19 protein-coding genes are annotated in these 17,360 nt (G+C 64.9%); 12 read left to right on the top strand and 7 right to left on the bottom strand.

What is annotated here, in order from left to right; all coding sequences use genetic code 11:
- Window positions 1-5 precede the first annotated feature (5 nt).
- From livM to IVB13_RS31410, 4 genes are all read left to right on the top strand, one after another.
- Window positions 6-1,325 carry a high-affinity branched-chain amino acid ABC transporter permease LivM gene (gene livM, locus IVB13_RS31425; RefSeq protein WP_018455576.1) on the top strand — a complete coding sequence of 440 codons (1,320 nt, stop codon included), beginning with the start codon at window positions 6-8 and terminating at the stop codon, window positions 1,323-1,325.
- Window positions 1,322-2,155, top strand: a complete 834-nt coding sequence (locus IVB13_RS31420) for an ATP-binding cassette domain-containing protein (RefSeq protein WP_247453057.1) — start codon at window positions 1,322-1,324, stop codon at window positions 2,153-2,155. Before livM ends, IVB13_RS31420 begins: the two co-directional genes overlap by 4 nt.
- Window positions 2,152-2,892, top strand: a complete 741-nt coding sequence (locus IVB13_RS31415) for an ABC transporter ATP-binding protein (protein ID WP_247453058.1) — start codon at window positions 2,152-2,154, stop codon at window positions 2,890-2,892. The genes IVB13_RS31420 and IVB13_RS31415 overlap by 4 nt, the downstream gene beginning before the upstream one ends.
- A 157-nt stretch (window positions 2,893-3,049) precedes the next feature.
- Window positions 3,050-4,168 (top strand): branched-chain amino acid ABC transporter substrate-binding protein, encoded by a 1,119-nt coding sequence (locus IVB13_RS31410; RefSeq protein ID WP_018455573.1) that lies wholly within the window; start codon window positions 3,050-3,052, stop codon window positions 4,166-4,168.
- 81 nt (window positions 4,169-4,249) lie between these two features.
- Here the strand turns inward: IVB13_RS31410 and IVB13_RS31405 are convergent, their stop codons facing one another.
- Window positions 4,250-4,636 (bottom strand): response regulator, encoded by a 387-nt coding sequence (locus IVB13_RS31405; protein ID WP_018455572.1) that lies wholly within the window; start codon window positions 4,634-4,636, stop codon window positions 4,250-4,252.
- 240 nt (window positions 4,637-4,876) lie between these two features.
- Between IVB13_RS31405 and IVB13_RS31400 the strand changes: the two genes are divergently transcribed.
- Genes IVB13_RS31400 through IVB13_RS31390 form a run of 3 tightly spaced genes read left to right on the top strand, consistent with a single transcriptional unit; the run spans window position 4,877 to window position 9,003 of the window.
- Window positions 4,877-7,687 carry a PAS domain S-box protein gene (locus IVB13_RS31400; protein ID WP_085385070.1) on the top strand — a complete coding sequence of 937 codons (2,811 nt, stop codon included), beginning with the start codon at window positions 4,877-4,879 and terminating at the stop codon, window positions 7,685-7,687.
- 58 nt (window positions 7,688-7,745) lie between these two features.
- Window positions 7,746-8,741 carry a P1 family peptidase gene (locus tag IVB13_RS31395; protein WP_085361688.1) on the top strand — a complete coding sequence of 332 codons (996 nt, stop codon included), beginning with the start codon at window positions 7,746-7,748 and terminating at the stop codon, window positions 8,739-8,741.
- 49 nt (window positions 8,742-8,790) lie between these two features.
- On the top strand, window positions 8,791-9,003 hold the full coding sequence (locus tag IVB13_RS31390; protein WP_085361687.1) for a KTSC domain-containing protein: 213 nt from the start codon (window positions 8,791-8,793) through the stop codon (window positions 9,001-9,003).
- Between the two features lie 12 nt (window positions 9,004-9,015).
- On the opposite strand, the gene IVB13_RS31385 is transcribed toward IVB13_RS31390, so the two are convergent.
- Window positions 9,016-9,810 (bottom strand): EF-hand domain-containing protein, encoded by a 795-nt coding sequence (locus IVB13_RS31385; RefSeq protein WP_247297303.1) that lies wholly within the window; start codon window positions 9,808-9,810, stop codon window positions 9,016-9,018.
- A gap of 250 nt (window positions 9,811-10,060) precedes the next feature.
- Between IVB13_RS31385 and rpe the strand changes: the two genes are divergently transcribed.
- The 4 genes from rpe to IVB13_RS31370 all read left to right on the top strand — a co-directional run bounded on the left by rpe (window position 10,061) and on the right by IVB13_RS31370 (window position 11,446).
- Entirely contained in the window at window positions 10,061-10,762 is a 702-nt protein-coding gene (gene rpe / locus IVB13_RS31380; RefSeq protein WP_018455567.1) for a ribulose-phosphate 3-epimerase, read from the top strand.
- 149 nt (window positions 10,763-10,911) lie between these two features.
- Complete coding sequence (locus IVB13_RS40235) at window positions 10,912-11,040, top strand: hypothetical protein (RefSeq protein ID WP_256467701.1); 129 nt, start codon at window positions 10,912-10,914, stop codon at window positions 11,038-11,040.
- Window positions 11,041-11,056: 16 nt separating this feature from the next.
- The gene (locus tag IVB13_RS31375) at window positions 11,057-11,233 is read left to right on the top strand and encodes a hypothetical protein (protein ID WP_162847283.1); all 177 of its coding nucleotides are present in this window, start codon (window positions 11,057-11,059) and stop codon (window positions 11,231-11,233) included.
- A gap of 21 nt (window positions 11,234-11,254) precedes the next feature.
- Entirely contained in the window at window positions 11,255-11,446 is a 192-nt protein-coding gene (locus tag IVB13_RS31370; protein WP_085351052.1) for a hypothetical protein, read from the top strand.
- Between the two features lie 24 nt (window positions 11,447-11,470).
- Here IVB13_RS31370 and IVB13_RS31365 read toward each other — a convergent pair whose 3' ends face one another.
- The 5 genes from IVB13_RS31365 to IVB13_RS31345 all read right to left on the bottom strand — a co-directional run bounded on the left by IVB13_RS31365 (window position 11,471) and on the right by IVB13_RS31345 (window position 15,810).
- Entirely contained in the window at window positions 11,471-12,895 is a 1,425-nt protein-coding gene (locus tag IVB13_RS31365) for a bifunctional serine/threonine-protein kinase/universal stress protein (RefSeq protein WP_247491215.1), read from the bottom strand.
- Between the two features lie 6 nt (window positions 12,896-12,901).
- Window positions 12,902-13,642: a metallophosphoesterase family protein gene (locus tag IVB13_RS31360; RefSeq protein WP_085351051.1), complete on the bottom strand. Its 741-nt coding sequence runs from the start codon at window positions 13,640-13,642 to the stop codon at window positions 12,902-12,904.
- A gap of 116 nt (window positions 13,643-13,758) precedes the next feature.
- Entirely contained in the window at window positions 13,759-14,364 is a 606-nt protein-coding gene (locus tag IVB13_RS31355) for a hypothetical protein (RefSeq protein ID WP_018455562.1), read from the bottom strand.
- The gene (locus IVB13_RS31350; protein ID WP_085351050.1) at window positions 14,357-15,043 is read right to left on the bottom strand and encodes a hypothetical protein; all 687 of its coding nucleotides are present in this window, start codon (window positions 15,041-15,043) and stop codon (window positions 14,357-14,359) included. Before IVB13_RS31350 ends, IVB13_RS31355 begins: the two co-directional genes overlap by 8 nt.
- The gene (locus IVB13_RS31345; RefSeq protein WP_085351049.1) at window positions 15,040-15,810 is read right to left on the bottom strand and encodes a MotA/TolQ/ExbB proton channel family protein; all 771 of its coding nucleotides are present in this window, start codon (window positions 15,808-15,810) and stop codon (window positions 15,040-15,042) included. The genes IVB13_RS31350 and IVB13_RS31345 overlap by 4 nt, the downstream gene beginning before the upstream one ends.
- A 179-nt stretch (window positions 15,811-15,989) precedes the next feature.
- On the opposite strand from IVB13_RS31345, the gene IVB13_RS31340 reads away from it, so the two are divergent.
- Complete coding sequence (locus tag IVB13_RS31340) at window positions 15,990-17,360, top strand: histidine kinase (protein WP_247491214.1); 1,371 nt, start codon at window positions 15,990-15,992, stop codon at window positions 17,358-17,360.

Genomic DNA, 17,360 nt, shown 5'->3' with positions numbered 1-17,360 from the left:
CGCGCGTGAAAGCTCCCTCGATCAATACGGCCAAAACCGCATCGGGCATCCCCGCTCTCCTGAAGACCGCCTGCGTCAACGCACTGATCGCGCTGGTGCTGTTCTCGCTGATGGTGGGCGTCCGCACCGAAGCCGGTTCCGACGGCCAGCTCACCTATTGGACGCGCTTCGGCGAGGTCGCCTCCCTCGTCGCCGCGGTATTCGGCGGCTCGATCGTGCTCGAGCTGCTCAAGCAATGGATCGGTCCGACCGGCGCCGAGAAGCTGGTGCCGCCGGCGGTGCAGAGCGGAATGTCGTTCCTCGGCCGCTATCTCGCACCGGCGCTGCTGATCTTCACCCTGCTGGTGCCTGTGATCTTCTATGACCAGCGCTACATCCTAGATCTCGCCATCCTCGTGCTCACCTATGTGATGCTGGGCTGGGGGTTGAATGTCGTGGTCGGGCTGGCTGGCCTGCTCGATCTCGGCTATGTCGCTTTCTATGCGGTCGGCGCCTATTCCTACGCGCTGCTTGCGACCAATTTCGGCTGGTCATTCTGGATCTGCCTGCCGCTAGCGGGCGTCCTCGCCGCATTCTGGGGCGTGCTGCTCGGCTTCCCCGTGCTGCGCCTGCGCGGCGACTACCTCGCGATCGTGACGCTCGCCTTCGGCGAGATCATCCGCCTCGTCATCATCAATTGGCAGGATCTGACCGGCGGGCCCAACGGCGTCTCCAGCATTCCCCGCCCCTCCTTCTTCGGCATCCCGCTCGACAACAGCGACAACGGGCTCGCCGCCAGGCTCGGCATCGAATATTCTCCGACCCATCGCATCGTCTTCCTGTTCTACCTGATCCTGGCGCTCGCGCTGCTCACCAACTGGGTGACGATCCGGCTGCGCCGCCTGCCGATCGGCCGTGCCTGGGAAGCCCTGCGCGAGGACGAGGTCGCCTGCCGCGCGCTCGGCATCAACACCACCACGACGAAGCTCACGGCATTCGCGACCGGTGCGATGTTCGGCGGCTTTGCCGGGGCGTTCTTCGCGACCCGCCAGGGCTTCATCAGCCCGGAATCCTTCACCTTCCAGGAATCGGCGCTGGTGCTCGCCATCGTCGTGCTCGGCGGCATGGGCTCGCAGCTTGGCGTGGCGCTCGCAGCGCTCGCCATGATCGGTGGTTTCGAACTGTTCCGGAGCCTCGAGAGCTATCGCATGCTGGTGTTCGGCATGGCCATGGTGCTGATCATGATCTGGCGGCCGCGCGGCCTGATCGGCCATCGCGCGCCGACCGTGTATCTGACCAAGGCCCACGCGATCTCATCCGACCTCGTCAAGGAGGGGCACGGATGAGCCGCGACCAGATTCTCGAGGTCGACCGGCTCACCATGCGCTTCGGCGGCATCGTCGCGGTGCAGGACCTGTCGTTTGCCGCCGAGCGGAAGAAGATCACCGCGCTGATCGGACCCAACGGTGCCGGTAAGACGACGGTCTTCAACTGCATCACCGGGTTCTACAAGCCGAGCGGCGGCGCCATCCGCCTCGGCCATGACGACGGCAAGGTGATCGCGCTGGAGCGGCTGAACGATTTCCGCATCGCCAAGCAGGCCAAGGTGGCCCGCACCTTCCAGAACATCCGCCTGTTTCCCGGCATGACGGCGCTGGAAAACCTGATGGTGGCGCAGCACAACGCACTGATGCGCGCCTCCGGCTTCACCTTGCTCGGGCTCATTGGCGCGCCCGTCTACCGCGAAGCCGAGAAGCGCGCGATCGATCTCGCCACCGACTGGCTCAAGCGCGTCAATTTGCTCGATCGCGCCGACGATGCCGCCGGTAATTTTGCCTATGGCGACCAGCGACGACTCGAGATCGCGCGCGCGATGTGCACCGAGCCCGCGCTCTTGTGCCTGGACGAACCCGCCGCCGGCCTCAATGCGCGCGAGAGCGCCGCCCTGAGCGAGCTGCTGCTGTCGATCCGCAACGAGCTCGGCACCTCGATCCTGCTGATCGAGCACGACATGTCCGTGGTGATGGAGATCTCCGACCATATCGTGGTGATGGACCACGGTGTGAAGATCTCTGAAGGCTCCCCGCGCGAGGTTCGCGACGATCCGAAGGTGATCGCCGCCTATCTCGGCACCGATGAGGAAGAGGCGGCGGCCGTGATGGAGAGCGGGTCGTGACGTCGCCCACTGCCCTGCTCGCGATCCGCGGCCTTCGCGCTGCCTACGGCAAGATCGAGGCGCTGAAGGGCGTTGACCTCGAGATCAATGCCGGCGAGATCGTGGCGCTGATCGGCGCCAACGGCGCCGGCAAATCGACGCTGATGATGACGATCTTCGGCAAGCCCCGCGCCCGCGCCGGCCGGATCCTGTACGAAGGCCGCGACATCACCGAAGTGCCCACCCACGAGATCGCGCATTTGCGCATCGCGCAATCGCCGGAAGGCCGCCGCATCTTCCCGCGCATGAGCGTGGCGGAAAATCTCCAGATGGGGGCGGACGCCACCGAATGCACCGACGCCGAACGCGAGGTGACGCTACAACGCGTGTTCACGCTGTTTCCGCGGCTGAAGGAACGCTACGGCCAGCGCGGGGGAACCCTGTCTGGCGGCGAGCAGCAGATGCTGGCCATCGGCCGCGCTTTGATGAGCCGCCCTCGCCTGCTCCTGCTTGATGAGCCCTCGCTCGGTCTGGCGCCGCTGATCGCGCGCCAGATTTTCGATGCGATCCGCACTCTGAACCGGCAGGACGGCCTGACCGTGCTGATCGTCGAGCAGAACGCCAATCACGCGCTCAAGCTCGCCCATCGCGGCTATGTCATGGTCAATGGCCTGATCACCCTGGCCGGGACCGGTGCCGAGTTGTTGCAGCGCCCCGAGATTCGCGCCGCCTACCTGGAAGGCGGCCGGCACGGCTGAGGCCGCCCAAGCCGAACCCGTGCGGCCGAATTTGGCGATATCTCTGCCAATGCCCGTATTTTGCCGGTGACTTCTCCTCGAATTCATTCAAGAATGGCGCCGGTTTGAACCGGGCATGCCCGGTAACTTCCACAGGCGACCACCCTCGAGGTATCTCATGAAATCACTGAAGCTCATCGGTCTGGCATTCGGCGCATCGATCGCGCTGTCGAGCGCGGCATTCGCGCAGGATGTCACCGTCGCAGTCGCAGGTCCGATGACCGGCGGCGAGTCCGCCTTCGGCCGCCAGATGAAGAACGGCGCCGAGATGGCCGTAGCCGATATCAACGCCGCCGGCGGCGTCAACGGCAAGAAGCTCGCGTTGTCCGTCGAGGACGACGCCTGCGATCCGAAACAGGCGCGCTCGATCGCCGAGAAGATCGCCGGCGCGAAAATTCCGTTCGTGGCCGGGCATTATTGCTCGTCCTCGTCGATCCCCGCGTCGGAAGCCTATGCCGACGGCAACGTGCTCCAGATTACTCCCGCCTCCACCAATCCGAAGTTCACCGATAGCGGACTGTGGAACGTGGCGCGCGTCTGCGGCCGCGACGACCAGCAGGGCCTGGTCGCCGCCCAGTTCATCGCCAAGAACTACAAGGGCAAGAACATCGCCATCCTCAACGACAAGACCACCTACGGCAAGGGTCTTGCGGACGAGACCAAGAAGGCGCTCAACAAGGCCGGCGTCACCGAGAAGATGTACGAGTCCTACAACAAGGGCGACAAGGACTTCAACGCGATCGTCTCGCGGCTGAAGCGCGACAACATCGATCTCGTCTATGTCGGGGGCTACCATCAAGAGAGCGGCCTTCTCCTGCGCCAGATGCGCGACCAGGGCCTGAAGACCGTGCTGATGGCCGGCGACGCACTCGCCGACAAGGAATACGCCTCCATCACCGGCCCGGCCGGCGAAGGCACGCTGTTCACCTTCGGCCCCGATCCGCGCAACAAGCCGACCGCGAAGAAGATCGTCGAAGCCTTCAAGGCCAAGAACATCGACCCCGAGGGCTACACGCTCTACACCTACGCAGCGATGCAGGTCTGGTCGGAGGCGGCCAAGAAGGCCGGCACCACCGACGCCAAGAAGGTCATGGCAGCCATCAAGGCCGGCAAGTGGGATACCGTGATCGGGCCGATCGAGTATGACTCCAAGGGCGATATCAAGCAGCTCGACTACGTCGTCTACAAATGGGACGCCAAGGGCGGCTACGCCGCGATCAGCGGCAACGGCACCTAAGCACGCTTGCCGGGGCCTGAAGGCCTCCTCCAATCATCATCGCGCCCCGGCTCGCCCGGGGCGTTTCTTCCTGCGTTAGGATCAGACTGCTGCTTGTATCGCGCCGTCCACCGCGGCTTGGGCCTTCCTCAGCGCTTGAAGAAGATCGTTCGGCCGAAACGGCTTTTGCAGGCAGACCACGCTGGCGAGGTGGGGCGATTGTTCCATGAAGTCCAGCGCCGTCATCCCCGACACGGCAACGACCGGGAGGCTCGGTGCAAGCTCGCGCAGGGTCGTGATGACCTCGACGCCACTGGTATCGCCGAGGAAAATGTCCACGATTGCCGCGTCGAAGCCGACCTCGGTGAAGGCTTTCACCCCGGCTGCGCCGCTGTCGGCCTCAACGACCTCATAACGGTTGACGCGCAGCACGATCGCGACCATCGCACGGACGTCCTTCTGGTCGTCGATGATGAGAACGCGGGGCATAGGGAACAACTCCCGGATCCTGAAATCAAAATGCCTGGTTCAAACCTGGAACCCGCAGCTGCGGGAGAGCATTATTGCACCATCCAGTAAAGCGCATCTTACCCGATCCCCGGTGCGCGTTCCCCCCAAAATTAAGTAAACTGTAACCTTCGGTTGAGTCGCAGTGGGTTTTGTCATGATGCGTGCCCAGAACCCGCTACCATGGGCAGAAATTGATTGGGCCAAATGAGATTGGCGAAGATGCTCAAAACCGATCTGCGCGAGCTGCACGTGTCTGCGACGACCGATCGAAGCACATTCCTTTCGACGTTGCCGGCTACCCCGAAGGACCGCACCGCAGCATTGGCGATCGTGGGCGTCTCGTCGATCCTGTTCGCAGTGGCCGTGCCCTTCGCGGGTATCTCGCTACTGCCCGTGCCAGCCTTCGTCGCCAGCTATCAATCCGCCCTTGTGGTCGCGGACATTGTCACCGCCGTCCTGCTGTTGTCGCAGTTTGCGGTGCTCAGGACCAGCGCGCTGCTCGTGCTCGCGACGGGCTATCTGTTCACAGCCGCCGCGGCCGTGGTCCATGCCCTCACCTTCCCCGGACTTTTTTCGCCGACCGGGCTGCTGGGGGCCAACCAGCAGACCACGGTCTGGCTCTACATGATCTGGCACGGCGGCTTTCCGCTCTGCGTGCTGGCCTACGCCTGGCTGAAGGAGGCCGACGGCGGCGCCCGGATCACGGGCTCGGCAAGCAAGGCGATCTACGCCAGCGTGGTCGGCGTCGTCACGATCATGATCGTCTTGACCTGGATCGTCACTGCGCAGCACGACCTGCTTCCGGTCCTGCTGCGCGATGGCGGCTACACGCAGATCATGATCGGCGTGGTGTCCTTTGTCTGGTCCTTGAGCTTCGCCGCGCTGGTCTCGCTGTGGTTCCGCCGTCCGCATTCGGTCATCGATGTCTGGCTCATGGTGGTGATGTGCGCATGGCTGTTCGACATCGCGCTGTCGGCGATCGTCAACGTGGCGCGCTTCGATCTCGGCTTCTACGCCGGTCGTGTCTACGGCCTCTGCGCGGCGACCTTCGTGCTCGCGGTGCTCCTGATCGAAAATGTCCGCCTCCAGGCGCATACGCTGGGTCTCGTCGGCAGGCTGCGCCAGCAGTCGGCATTGGATCGCGACTATTATGGCAAGCGCCTTGCCCTGTACGGCGCCGTCGTCGAATCCGCCAATGATGCCATCATCACGAAGACGCTCGACGGTGTCATCACGGGCTGGAACAAGGCCGCCGAACATCTGTTCGGCTATGCCGCCGCGGAGGCCATCGGGCAGCCGATCGACATCATCGTCCCGGAGGACCGCAAGGCCGAGGTCAGGGGTATCCTGAACCGGGTCGGCGGCAACGAAACGATCGCACAGCACGAGACGGTCCGGATCCGAAAGGACGGCCGGCGGGTCGACGTCGTCCTCAATGTTTCTCCGCTGAAATCAGCCAACGGACAGATCATCGGCGCTTCCAAGATCGCCCACGACATCACGGAAGAGAAGCAGGCACGAGAAAAACTGCGCCGCGAGGTCGAGGAGCGGCAGCGGATCTTCGAGACCTCACAGGACCTGATCCTGGTCACCGACGGTTTTGGCAATTTCATCCAGGTCAGCCCGAGCGTGAAGACCATTCTCGGCTTGAATCCGGAAGACATGATCGGGCACAGCGCCACCGAGTTCATTCATCCCGATGACCTCCAGAAGACGCGCGACGAGATGCGCGCGGCGCGGCGTGGCGCGGTCAAGCGCAGCTTCGAGGCGCGCTACTACCACTACGACGGTCACGAGGTCACGCTGAACTGGATGGGCACCTGGTCCGAGCCGGTCAAGCGCCATTTCTTCATCGGCCGCGACCTCACCGAGAAGCAGGCGGCCGAGGCGCAGTTCAGGCACGTCCAGAAGATGGATTCGATTGGTCAATTGACCGGCGGTGTCGCGCACGACTTCAACAATGTGCTGACCGTCATCACCGGCACGATCGGAATTTTGGCGGACGCGGTCGCTGACCGTCCCGAGCTCGCCGCCATCACCAAGCTGATCGACGACGCCGCCGAGCGCGGCGCGCAACTGACCAAGCATCTGCTCGCGTTCGCCCGCAAGCAGCCGCTCCAACCGCGCGAAATCGACGTCAACGCATTGACGCTCGAGGCCGCAAAGCTCCTGCATCCCACGCTCGGCGAGCAGATCACCATCATGCCGCAACTCACCGAGGATGCGTGGCCGGCACTGATCGACCCGGGTCAGCTTTCCACCGCGATCCTCAACCTCGCGCTGAACGCGCGCGATGCGATGCCCGACGGCGGAACGCTGGTGCTGGAGACGCGCAACATCTTCCTCGACGACGGCTATGCCAGCATGAATCCCGACGTGGTGGCCGGCAATTACGTCATGATCGCCGTCAGCGACACCGGCTCCGGAATCCCGCCGGAGTTGATGGACCGGGTGTTCGATCCCTTCTTCACCACGAAGGAGGTCGGCAAGGGCACCGGCCTCGGGCTCAGCATGGTGTTCGGCTTCGTCAAGCAGTCCGGCGGACACATCAAGATCTACAGCGAGGAAGGCCACGGCACGAGCGTGAAGATTTACCTGCCGCGCTCGAGCGGCGTGCAGGAGACCGAATTCGAGGCGCTGCAGAACGCGCCGGTCACCGGCGGCCACGAAAAGATCCTGATCGTCGAGGACGACGCGCTGGTGCGCCAATATGTCGTGACCCAGATCAAGAGCCTCGGCTATACCGCCCTCGAAGCCGCCAACGCGGCCGAGGCCCTCGTCATCATCGACGCCGACAAGGACATCGACCTGCTATTCACGGACGTCATCATGCCCGGCAACATGAACGGCCGCCAGCTCGCCGACGAGGCGGCTCGCCGCCGCCCCGACCTGAAGACGCTGTTCACCTCGGGCTACACCGAGAACGCCATCGTCCATCACGGGCGGCTCGATTCCGGCGTGCTGCTGCTGGCAAAGCCCTACCGTAAGTCCGAGCTCGCCAAGATGCTGAGGACCGCGCTCGCGGGTTGAGCCTGCGGCATCCCTGCGATATCGCTGAAGCGAGCGCCTTTCAGCCTGCGGAGCCGCCTTGAAAAACCTTCTCACCGATATCGCCGGCGTCCGCGTCGGCCATGCCGAGGATGCGAAAATCGCCACTGGCACGACCGCGATCATCTTCGACGCCCCCGCGGTTGCGGCCATCGATGTTCGCGGCGGCGGACCCGGCACGCGCGAAGACGCGTTGCTCGACCTCGCCAGCACCGTCGATCGCGTTGACGCCATCGCGCTGTCCGGCGGCTCCGCCTTTGGAATCGACGCCGGCGGCGGCATCCAGGCCTGGCTCGCCGAACAAGGCCGCGGCTTGCGGATTCGCGAGGCGGTGATTCCGATCGTGCCTGGCGCAATCGTTTTCGACTTGCTCAACGGCGGCGACAAGGCCTGGGGACGCTTCGCGCCCTATCGCGACCTCGGCTACGCCGCAGCGTTGGCCGCCAGCGACGATTTCGCACTGGGCAGCGTCGGCGCCGGCCTCGGTGCCACCACCGCGACCTTCAAGGGTGGACTGGGGTCGGCCTCCGCGGTCCTGGCCAATGGTATCAAGGTCGCCGCGATCATGGTCGTCAACGCGGTCGGCAGCACAACCGTTGGCGAAGGGCCTTGGTTCTGGGCTGCGCCCTTCGAGGAGAACGGCGAGTTCGGCGGGCGCGGCCTGCCGTCCACGTTCACACCGGACATGCTGGCGATGCGCATCAAGGGCGGACCCGCCGCGAACGCGCGCGAGAACACCACGATCGGCGTCGTTGTCACCGATGCCACGCTGACCAAACCCCAGGCCAAGCGGCTTGCGATGATCGCGCATACCGGGTTCGCCCGTGCGATCTATCCGGTGCATGCCCCGACCGACGGCGACGTGCTGTTCGCCGCCGCAACGGGCGAGAAGCCGATCGAGCCGCTGGTCGGCCTTACCGAGCTCGGAACGATCGCCGCCAACGTGGTCGCACGCGCCATCGCTCGCGGCGTCTACAATGCGACGGCCCTGTCCTTTGCCGGCGCAATGCCGGCGTGGAAGGACCGGTTCGGATAGAAACGAAACGGCTGACACGGCGTTACCCTGGCCGACAAGGTGCACAACCATGCCGTCTTCCGTGATCCGCTTTTTCCGCTACGCCCCCGATAGGCGCGAGCTGACGGTGACTTTCGTCAGCGGACGCGTCTATGTCTACGCGGACGTTCCGCCCGAGGTCGCCGCCGCGTTCAAGAATGTGCGCTCAAAGGGTACGTTCTTCAACCGCGAAATCCGTGATCGGTATGTCTATCGTGACATCACGCACGAATATGCAGGCTAGCCGTGAGCAAGGTTACACGCTCATCGACATCGATGAACCGACAGCCGCTGAGGCGCCTTGTCCCTGCCCGCCCTGCCGCTGCATCAACTGCGCGAACAGATCGTACGCCGAATTACGGGAGCTGGGGGCGCCCGGGACCGTCGTCGACATCTTGAAGCCGTCGGCATAGGTGACGGTGGTGGTGGTCGAACCGTCGGCGCCGGTCGTCGAGGTGGAGGTCGAGCCGCCGCTGGATCGCGAGGAGGAATCCGAACCGCTGCCGGAGGCATCGCCCGCACCTTGCGCGTGATGGTGGCCGCGATGGCCGCTCTTCAGCGCCTTCGACATCTCATCGAGGCTGACGCTGCCGTCGGTATTCGAATCCAGCTTCGAGAAAACGTCGTCGGCCTGCGCGAGATTGGTGCCGCCGGCGCCGAGCGCATTCTCGAATTCCGACTTGGTGATCTTGCCGTCGCCGTCCCCATCGATCTGCGAGAACAGATCCTTCAAGGCGGCGTCGCGGCGCGTCGAGGAGGAGGACGTCGAACTCGACGAGGTCGAGCTGGCGGCGCTGCCGGTGCTGTCCGAGGATTGGCTCTGCGCAGCGAACAGCGCGTTCATCGTCTCCGGCGAGATCTGCGGGGTCTTGCCCGCATTGACCGACGAGGCCGCGCCGGTCGTGCTGTTGCTGCCGCTCTCGATCGCGAACGGATTGGTCGCGGGCTTTTGCGAGGATCCCGTCTTCTGCGTCGACGAGGACGATTTCGAATTCGTCAGCGACTGGATCGCGTCGAGTGCGCTCGATACGGCCCCAAGAGCAAACAACATTGCACAACTCCAACCGATGCGGCATGCCGCGGCCAATGTTCTGTTCAGGTGAAGTCAGCAAGCGCCGTGCCAGCGCAAAAAGCTCAATGAAATCCGCTTTCACCGCACTTTGCACGGCCCGGAACACCGGCAATTCATGCCGGTCGCGGCAGAAATTTCCGCCCACAGGAAGCACGCCGCCCCTGCATTGCCCGGCTGAGAGGCCCATGTTAGGCGAGTCCATCTTCCACGGCCGCCACGGGAAACCGCCATGACCCAAGCCTTCGCTCCCCGCCCCCTGGCAATCGCGCCCTCGATCCTGGCCTCGGATTTCTCCAGGCTCGGCGAGGAGGTGCGCGCCGTGGACGCCGCTGGAGCCGACTGGATCCATCTCGACGTCATGGACGGGCACTTCGTTCCCAACATCTCGTATGGCCCCGACGTCATTAAGGCGATGCGCCCGCACACCAAGAAGATCTTCGACGCGCATCTGATGATCTCGCCCTGTGACCCCTATCTCGAGGCCTTCGCGAAAGCCGGCTGCGACCACATCACCGTGCATGCCGAGGCCGGTCCCCATCTGCACCGCTCGCTTCAGGCGATCCGCGCACTCGGCAAGAAGGCCGGCGTTTCGCTCAATCCGGGCACGCCGATCAGTGCGCTCGAATACGTCCTGGACCTGGTCGACCTCGTGCTGGTGATGTCGGTCAATCCCGGCTTCGGCGGCCAGGCCTTCATCCCCTCCGCGATCGGCAAGATCCGCGACATCCGCGCCATGACAGCGGGCCGGCCGATCGATATCGAGGTCGATGGCGGCGTCGGGCCCGACGTCGCAGGTCCCCTGGCTGCGGCCGGGGCCAACGCCTTCGTCGCCGGCACGTCCGTGTTCAGGGGCGGCACGCAGGACGCCTATAAGACCAACATCGCCGCAATCCGCAACGCCGCCGCGGGTGCACGCGGCGAGGCGATCTGAGGGCCCGCTCGACTCCGCAGACGTGCGGCCTCTACGGGTGTTGCGGCGCGTAATGCCTAAATTTGCAACTTGATCCGTACTCCTCCGGGCTTCCCTGATTCGCGCAAATCACCGCAAGTGATTCTTGCCTGTTTTCGCGGGAGCACATCATGACGACGACCCTGGTCTGGACTGGCGTGGCGTTGTGGCTTGGTTTTTGTGCGTTTGTTTTGTTTGGTCCATCGGCCGGACCGGTGAAGGTCTCGGTACGCTCGGCCCGCATCGCTCGTCGCGACTGATATCGGGCCTGACCCCATGCAGATCGCGCTCGTGAAACGTCAGCCGAAGCGCCGGTGCCGCATCCCGCGGCGCCCACATCCTGACCTCGATTTTTTCTTCGGTCGGCTCGAACGCACCGAAGGCGAGATGCGCGACGACACCGGGCCCGAGATGGACCTGGATCACCCGCTCCGGTCACCGCGCCGGCATTGAATTCTTTTCTGGACCAAGCTCATGAAGCCGCATTGCCCGAACTGCCTCAAGGAAATGACCAAGGCATCCGCGTCGCGTAACCTGTTCAACTGCGAGCCGTGCCGCGAGATCATCCAGTTCTTCGGCGGCAGCGCGGATCACTGCGAGCCCGGCCCGCAATTCTCCTGGCCGATCCGTCGCAAGCGCTCCGTCCACACCGCTCACGCGGCCTGAGCCTCCAGGATCCAGAGCGCGGCCCTATCCGGCCTCCTCGCCCGCATCCGCAGCCATTCGCGGCGGCCGTACCACGGTGACGGTGCAGGCCGCTTCCGAGGCCACCTTGGCCGAGACGCTGCCGAGCAGCGTGCGCCTGAACGAGCCCTGCCGCGCGCCGATGATGACGTGGTCGACGTGGTTGACCTCGCAAAACTCCAGGATGGCCGCCGCGGGATCGACGGCTTCCAGCACGTGAGCCGAGAGCCGGCTCTCATCGAGCTTGAGCGGCGTGGCCCAGTGTCTGAGCGCCACCAACCGGTCGATATGCTTGTTGGAGCCCTGCTCATCCAGCGTCCTGTCAATCGCGATGCGGTTGAGCCTCAGCACGTTGAGACAGGCGAGCCGCGCCGACGGCAGCGTGGCGAGAATACGCTCGGTGGTGACGTGCAACGCTTCGTTCAGCTCGGGGGCGCCTTCCACCGTGTCGAGCGCGACCGCGAGGATCGGGCTTGATGCGATCTGGGCTGCGACATCCGATTTCGCGCGCGGCTGCATGACGCCCTGGTTGAAGCGGCGCCGCCAAGCGACGCTTAACGGGTCGCGCTTCATCCGCTCCGAGCGTGTGGTGAGCCTGATCTGGTCCGGATGGGTCAGATCGAAGGCGAGCTGCGACGCCGTCGGATAGCGCCGCACCGGTTCGATCTCGAGGCACCGCAGCACCACCTCCTGGAGCCAGGGCGGATAATCAGCGCGCAAGCCGCGCGGCGGGTGCGGATCGCGCCAAAGCCGGCGCCGCATCGCACGCAGTGTCTCGCCCTCGCCGAACGGCCGCTCGCCGGTCGTGAAGAAATAGAGCAGCACGCCCAGCGAGAACAGATCGCTGCGCGGATCGTCGCGCACCCCTGACAACCGTTCTGGCGCCATATAGGGCGCGGTGCCGTAAGGCAGGCGGAATTCCTCCTGCAACAGGTCCGGCAGATGGTTGTGATGCGACAGGCCATAGTCGATCAACACCGCCTCGCCGCTCTCGCGGAACATGATGCTGCTCGGCTTGATGTCGTGATGGATCACGTTCTGCCGGTGCAAATCAGCAAGCCCCGTTGCGATCCTGGCGACGAGCTGCCGCGCCTCGTCATACGGCAGCGGCAGGTCGGGCAACCGCTTGTAGAGCGTGGTCCCGGAGATGCGCTCGATCACGACATAGGCCTGGTGGGCGAAATCGCCGGTGCCGAAACAGGAGGGCACGTGCGGACCCGCAAGCCGCGGCAGGATCATCATCTCCATCTCGAAGGAGACGATCGCCGCGGGGTCCTCGCCCTCCGACACCCGCGGAATTTTCATCAGCAGCGGCACGTCGAGGCCGGGACGGGTGACGGTCCACAGCGTCGCCATTCCGCCGGCATGGACGCATTCGCCAATCGTGTAGCCGTCGATCTCTGCGCCCGATTTGACGAGGGGTTTCGGCATCGGCCTCTAACGCCCCTGCGACAGCCGGTCGGCGAGCCAATGCGGCAGGCCGTTCTCGCGGATCCGGTTCGCGGCCGTCTCGACGTCGTAGGGCGCGCGGCAATAGGTGATCTGGCACGAGACCGTGTCGAACAGCGCGAAAGCCGCGGATGGATCGCCATCGCGCGGCTGGCCGACCGAGCCGAGCACCGCAAGCCATTGCCGGCCGCGCAGCAGCGGTACGGAGACGTCAGTCTTGGGCACGAGTCCCGACATCTTCGCCGTCACCGACATCGAATAGATCGCCGGGCGGTGGATGTGGCCGCAGAACGTGACATGAGCCGGCGTCGCGATCAGGCTCTTGGCTGCGTCGGCGGTCGATCGGACATAGTGCCAGCTTCGGGGGCTGGAGGCTTCCGAATGCACGAACAGGCGATCGCCGTCCTCCACCAGCATCGGCAATTCCGCCAGGAACCGCCGCTGCGCGGTGTCGAGCCGGCCGCGGGTCCATTCGATCGCGATTTGCGCCTCGGCATTCATGGTCTCGGCCGAGGAATTCACCGCCTGGTCATGATTGCCGCGCACGGCGACGGCGCCTTGGACAACCAGCTCCATCGCGGTATCCACCACCCATTCCGGATCGGCGCCATAGCCGACGAAGTCGCCAAGCAGGATGAAGCGCTCGGCGCCACGCGCCCGCGCGACTTTCAGGCACGCCTCGAACGCCTGCCGGTTGCCGTGGATATCCGAGAAGACAGCGAGAAGCACGCACCCTCCACCCTCGAACCTTATTGGGAGCCGATAAGGCTAAATTGAGGGAGGTCAAGAACATGCGCCAGCGGCGCGCGGTTTGCCAGCACTGCCCTGTCGCGATGGTGAAGAGCCTATTGCTCGTCCTTCGGCGGCATCCGGGGCGGCGGCAACGGCGTGAACACGGCGCCCTGCGCGCCGGCCGGTGGTGCCAGGAATTCGCCGGTCGAGGAATCGCCTCCGCTCGTCTCCATGATGGTCTTGGGCGTCACATATTCCCGGACCATGTCGATGAGGCTGCCATCGCCGCCGCCGAAATCGGCGGCCCGGCCGCCTTGCGGATGTCCCAGCGCGATCTCGTTCTCCGCCGCATGGGTCTTGTCGGCCAGCCTGTCATTGTAGGGCACACGAAAGGCGCGCGGGATGCCACTCGGCCGATTGTCCTCGTCGAGCTGCTCGACCCAGAGATAGATCGAGCCGGGATCGCCCTCCAGCGAATGCGGCTCGACGATGCGGGCCTTCAGCAGCTTGAACGAGGCCGGCAGCCGATCGGCGCTGGCCCAGCCGAGCAGCCCGCGCATCTCGGTAAAGCTGACGACATAGAACGCACTGGTCACGACCACCGCGACCGCCTTGAACGACCAATGCAGCCGCGCATAGACCAGAACGACCAGCAGCAGCGCACCGATGACGGCGTAGGCTATCGATAGCGTGAGGATGACCGTTGGCAGGCTAGTCACGGCGCACCCTCACAGCGTTCTTGCTCACGCCGGTGCTCGGGTCGAGATCGGCGCCGTTGCGCCAGCCGCTGCGAAAGGTCTCCAGCAGCGATTTCGGCCGCTGGTCCACATTGACGACCTTGCCTTCGGCGTCGAGCCGGAACCGCACCGCAGTCTTCTCGTCGCCGGTGTGATCGACCGTGAACTTGTTATCGAAGATCACCTGCGCCGTCGGATTGAGTTTTTGCACCTTCACATTGGCCGTCACAGGCTCGCCGGTCGTAGCCACGAAATGTGAGACATTGACGGTGTATTCGCCGGGAACGATGCCCCGCACCGTGACGATCTCCTCGCGGATCGGCGAGGCAATCTTTTTGCCGTTGACCATGATGAAGTCGTTGGCTCCGCCGCGATCGTCGCGGTCGAGCGTGAGGAAGCCGGCCTCGCGGTGGCGATACCAGGCGATATTGCCCACGGGATCCTGCACGAACAGGTCGAGATCGTCGGGATGGCTGTCGGGCCAGTCCAGCGTGATCATGAACTCGGCCTTGGAGTCGATCTTGCCGTCCTTGGCGTCCGGCGAGACCGCGAGCAGCGCGAGGAAGAACAGGAAAGCGATCACCTGGAGCGCCTTGAACAGCATCACGCCCAAGGGATCGAACGGCTCCTCGCGCGGATAGAGACCGAAATCATCCATCATGTCGCGATTCCAGCGCCCTTACGTTCCAGCACCGGCGTCACATAGGTCTCGGTCAGCACCACCGCATCCGAGAACACCTTCTGGGTCGCGGCATCCAGCATGTAATACTGGATGCGGACCAGGATCGAACCGACGAGGCCCGCCAGCGTCGTGTACATCGCGACCGCCATGCCGTCGCTCATTAGTCCCATCGAGGATCGCATCGCGACCTTGTCGGCGGCATCCAGTCCCGCGATCGGCGCCAGCATGATGATGAAGCCGACGATGGTGCCGAGCAGGCCGAGCTTCATCAGCGTATCCGAGACGAAGGCCCCGAAGCCGTTGGAGCCGCGCAGCCGGTCGGCGAGCGTTCGCAGCAATAGCGTCTGGTCGACGGGGCGGTAGTCCTGCGCCGCGGCCTTGGTCACGAGGCTCTCAATGTGGTCCCGCACCAGCCCGCGCGGCAGCGCGGCAGCGCCGACGTCGAGCGCCCTGCCGCCCTCGGGGGCCGCAAGCACCGCGCGGCAGCGCCTTGCCGCCGCGCCCTCGCGGGCAATGGCCCGCGTGCGCAGGAAGCAGTGACCGCAGGTGAGGACATAGAGCAGCGCGATCACGCTGGAAATGTAGGTCCGATCTGAGGTCAGCATCAAGCGGATCAGGCCGAACCGCCACAGCAGCACGACGGCGAAGATCGAAAGCCCGGTGAAGATCATCCAGAACAGGAGCGCACTGCGCTCGGATGGGTCGGCAGCAGGCCCCGCGATCGGCCCAATCGTCATCGAACTCATGCTGCACCGCTCCTGGCCGTGAATTCCGCCCATTAGATCAAAGCCGCCGCGCCCGGTCCAAAGAGCCATGCCCAATCCAGCATGGGAAATTTGCCCGAGCTACCATCTTGCCGTGCCTCGCAATTGGCAAGGCGCGGCGGCGTTGTTAGGCTGACCTTAGCAAACTTTGGGGTGATCGCATGCGCCTTGTGCTTCAGCTTGTCGCCCGTCTGTTTCTCATCGTCGTGCTCTGCCTTGGCGCGGCGACCATCTGGGCCACGTTCGACGCCTATCGCAGCGTGGACCGGGCGACTGCGGCCTCGGCGCAGCGGGTCGCCCAGGCGCTTCAGGCCCTGTATTGGCACGAATTCCTGTTGCGTAGCAGCAGAACACGCGAGCAGCTTCTGCCGGTTCCGGAGTGGCGCACGCTGGAAACGATGAAGCTGATCTCACCCGGCGTCTGCGTCGAATTCCAACCGGCCATCGCATTCGAAAAGCCGCTCTGCGGCCAGAGCGAGGGGCTGGGCAAGACGCCGCCGCGCTGGTTCGCGTCGATCGTGCCGACCTTCCTCGGCAGCCATGCCGAAGTGATACGGCCCGTCAGTCCCCGCGCGGCGACCGCCGGAACGGTGGTCGCGACGCCGGATGAAACGGCCGCCATCTCGCTTGCATGGGAGTACATCCTCAACGTGATCGACGTCGCGCTTTTGATGGCGGCGGCGATCGCGCTGCTGGCCTCGCTCGCGATTGCGCATGCGCTGGCGCCGGCGCGCACGATCGTCACGGCCTTGCAGCGCATGGCCCGCGGCCAATATCGCACGAAACTGCCGCGCTTCCGGTCGATGGAGCTGGCGATGATCGGCAGCGCCGTCGGCGAGCTCGGCGGCCGGCTGGAGGAGGCTACCGAACAGCGCGCGGCGCTGACGCGGCGCCTGATCGAGATCCGCGACGACGAACGCTGCGCGCTCGCCCGCGAGCTGCACGACGAGTTCGGACAAAATCTCTCTGCCATCCTTGCCTTCGCCAACACCATCGAAACGGCGAGCACGAAGGGAGACAAGCACAACGACGTCGCGCAGGACGCGCGGATGATCTCGCAGGCCACGCATCATCTGATGGCCTCGCTGCGCGACGCGCTGAAGCGCCTGCGCAATCCCCTGCCCGCCGAGCTTGGGCTGGAGGCGAGCCTCGTGAATTTGGTGGATAGCTGGCGCTCGCAGAGCTCGGCGCGGCCGACGATCCAGCTCGATCTCAAGGGCGACCTCACCGACATCAGCGGCCCGGCCGCTATCACGGCCTATCGCGTCGCGCAGGAATGCCTGACCAACGCGTTGCGCCACGGCGCGGCACGCGAGATTTCGCTCAGCGTGGAACGGCGCGCGGGCGACGACGATGCATTGCTGATCCGTGTCGACGACGATGGCGGCGGCGACGCGGCACGCGTCAAGCAGTCGGCCGGCTTCGGCCTCACCGGCATCTGCGAGCGCGTCGCAGCGGCCGGTGGATCATTCTCGATCCTGCCCGCCCGAGGCGGACTCAGCGTCGCCGCCACCATCCCGCTCGCCGCATGA

The organism is Bradyrhizobium sp. 17, assembly GCF_023073515.1.
GTDB classification, from domain to species: domain Bacteria; phylum Pseudomonadota; class Alphaproteobacteria; order Rhizobiales; family Xanthobacteraceae; genus Bradyrhizobium; species Bradyrhizobium canariense_D.
This window is presented reverse-complemented; position numbering and strand designations above follow the sequence as displayed.

Coding starts and splice junctions, on each gene's coding strand:
- IVB13_RS31340 (WP_247491214.1), top strand. CDS start 15,990: ATGCGCCTTGTGCTTCAGCTTGTCGCCCGTCTGTTTCTCATCGTCGTG.
- IVB13_RS31390 (WP_085361687.1), top strand. CDS start 8,791: ATGCCGTCTTCCGTGATCCGCTTTTTCCGCTACGCCCCCGATAGGCGC.
- rpe (WP_018455567.1), top strand. CDS start 10,061: ATGACCCAAGCCTTCGCTCCCCGCCCCCTGGCAATCGCGCCCTCGATC.
- IVB13_RS40235 (WP_256467701.1), top strand. CDS start 10,912: ATGACGACGACCCTGGTCTGGACTGGCGTGGCGTTGTGGCTTGGTTTT.
- IVB13_RS31385 (WP_247297303.1), bottom strand. CDS start 9,810: ATGTTGTTTGCTCTTGGGGCCGTATCGAGCGCACTCGACGCGATCCAG.
- IVB13_RS31365 (WP_247491215.1), bottom strand. CDS start 12,895: ATGCCGAAACCCCTCGTCAAATCGGGCGCAGAGATCGACGGCTACACG.
- IVB13_RS31420 (WP_247453057.1), top strand. CDS start 1,322: ATGAGCCGCGACCAGATTCTCGAGGTCGACCGGCTCACCATGCGCTTC.
- IVB13_RS31405 (WP_018455572.1), bottom strand. CDS start 4,636: ATGCCCCGCGTTCTCATCATCGACGACCAGAAGGACGTCCGTGCGATG.
- IVB13_RS31400 (WP_085385070.1), top strand. CDS start 4,877: ATGCTCAAAACCGATCTGCGCGAGCTGCACGTGTCTGCGACGACCGAT.
- IVB13_RS31370 (WP_085351052.1), top strand. CDS start 11,255: ATGAAGCCGCATTGCCCGAACTGCCTCAAGGAAATGACCAAGGCATCC.
- IVB13_RS31345 (WP_085351049.1), bottom strand. CDS start 15,810: ATGAGTTCGATGACGATTGGGCCGATCGCGGGGCCTGCTGCCGACCCA.
- IVB13_RS31410 (WP_018455573.1), top strand. CDS start 3,050: ATGAAATCACTGAAGCTCATCGGTCTGGCATTCGGCGCATCGATCGCG.
- IVB13_RS31350 (WP_085351050.1), bottom strand. CDS start 15,043: ATGATGGATGATTTCGGTCTCTATCCGCGCGAGGAGCCGTTCGATCCC.
- IVB13_RS31375 (WP_162847283.1), top strand. CDS start 11,057: ATGCAGATCGCGCTCGTGAAACGTCAGCCGAAGCGCCGGTGCCGCATC.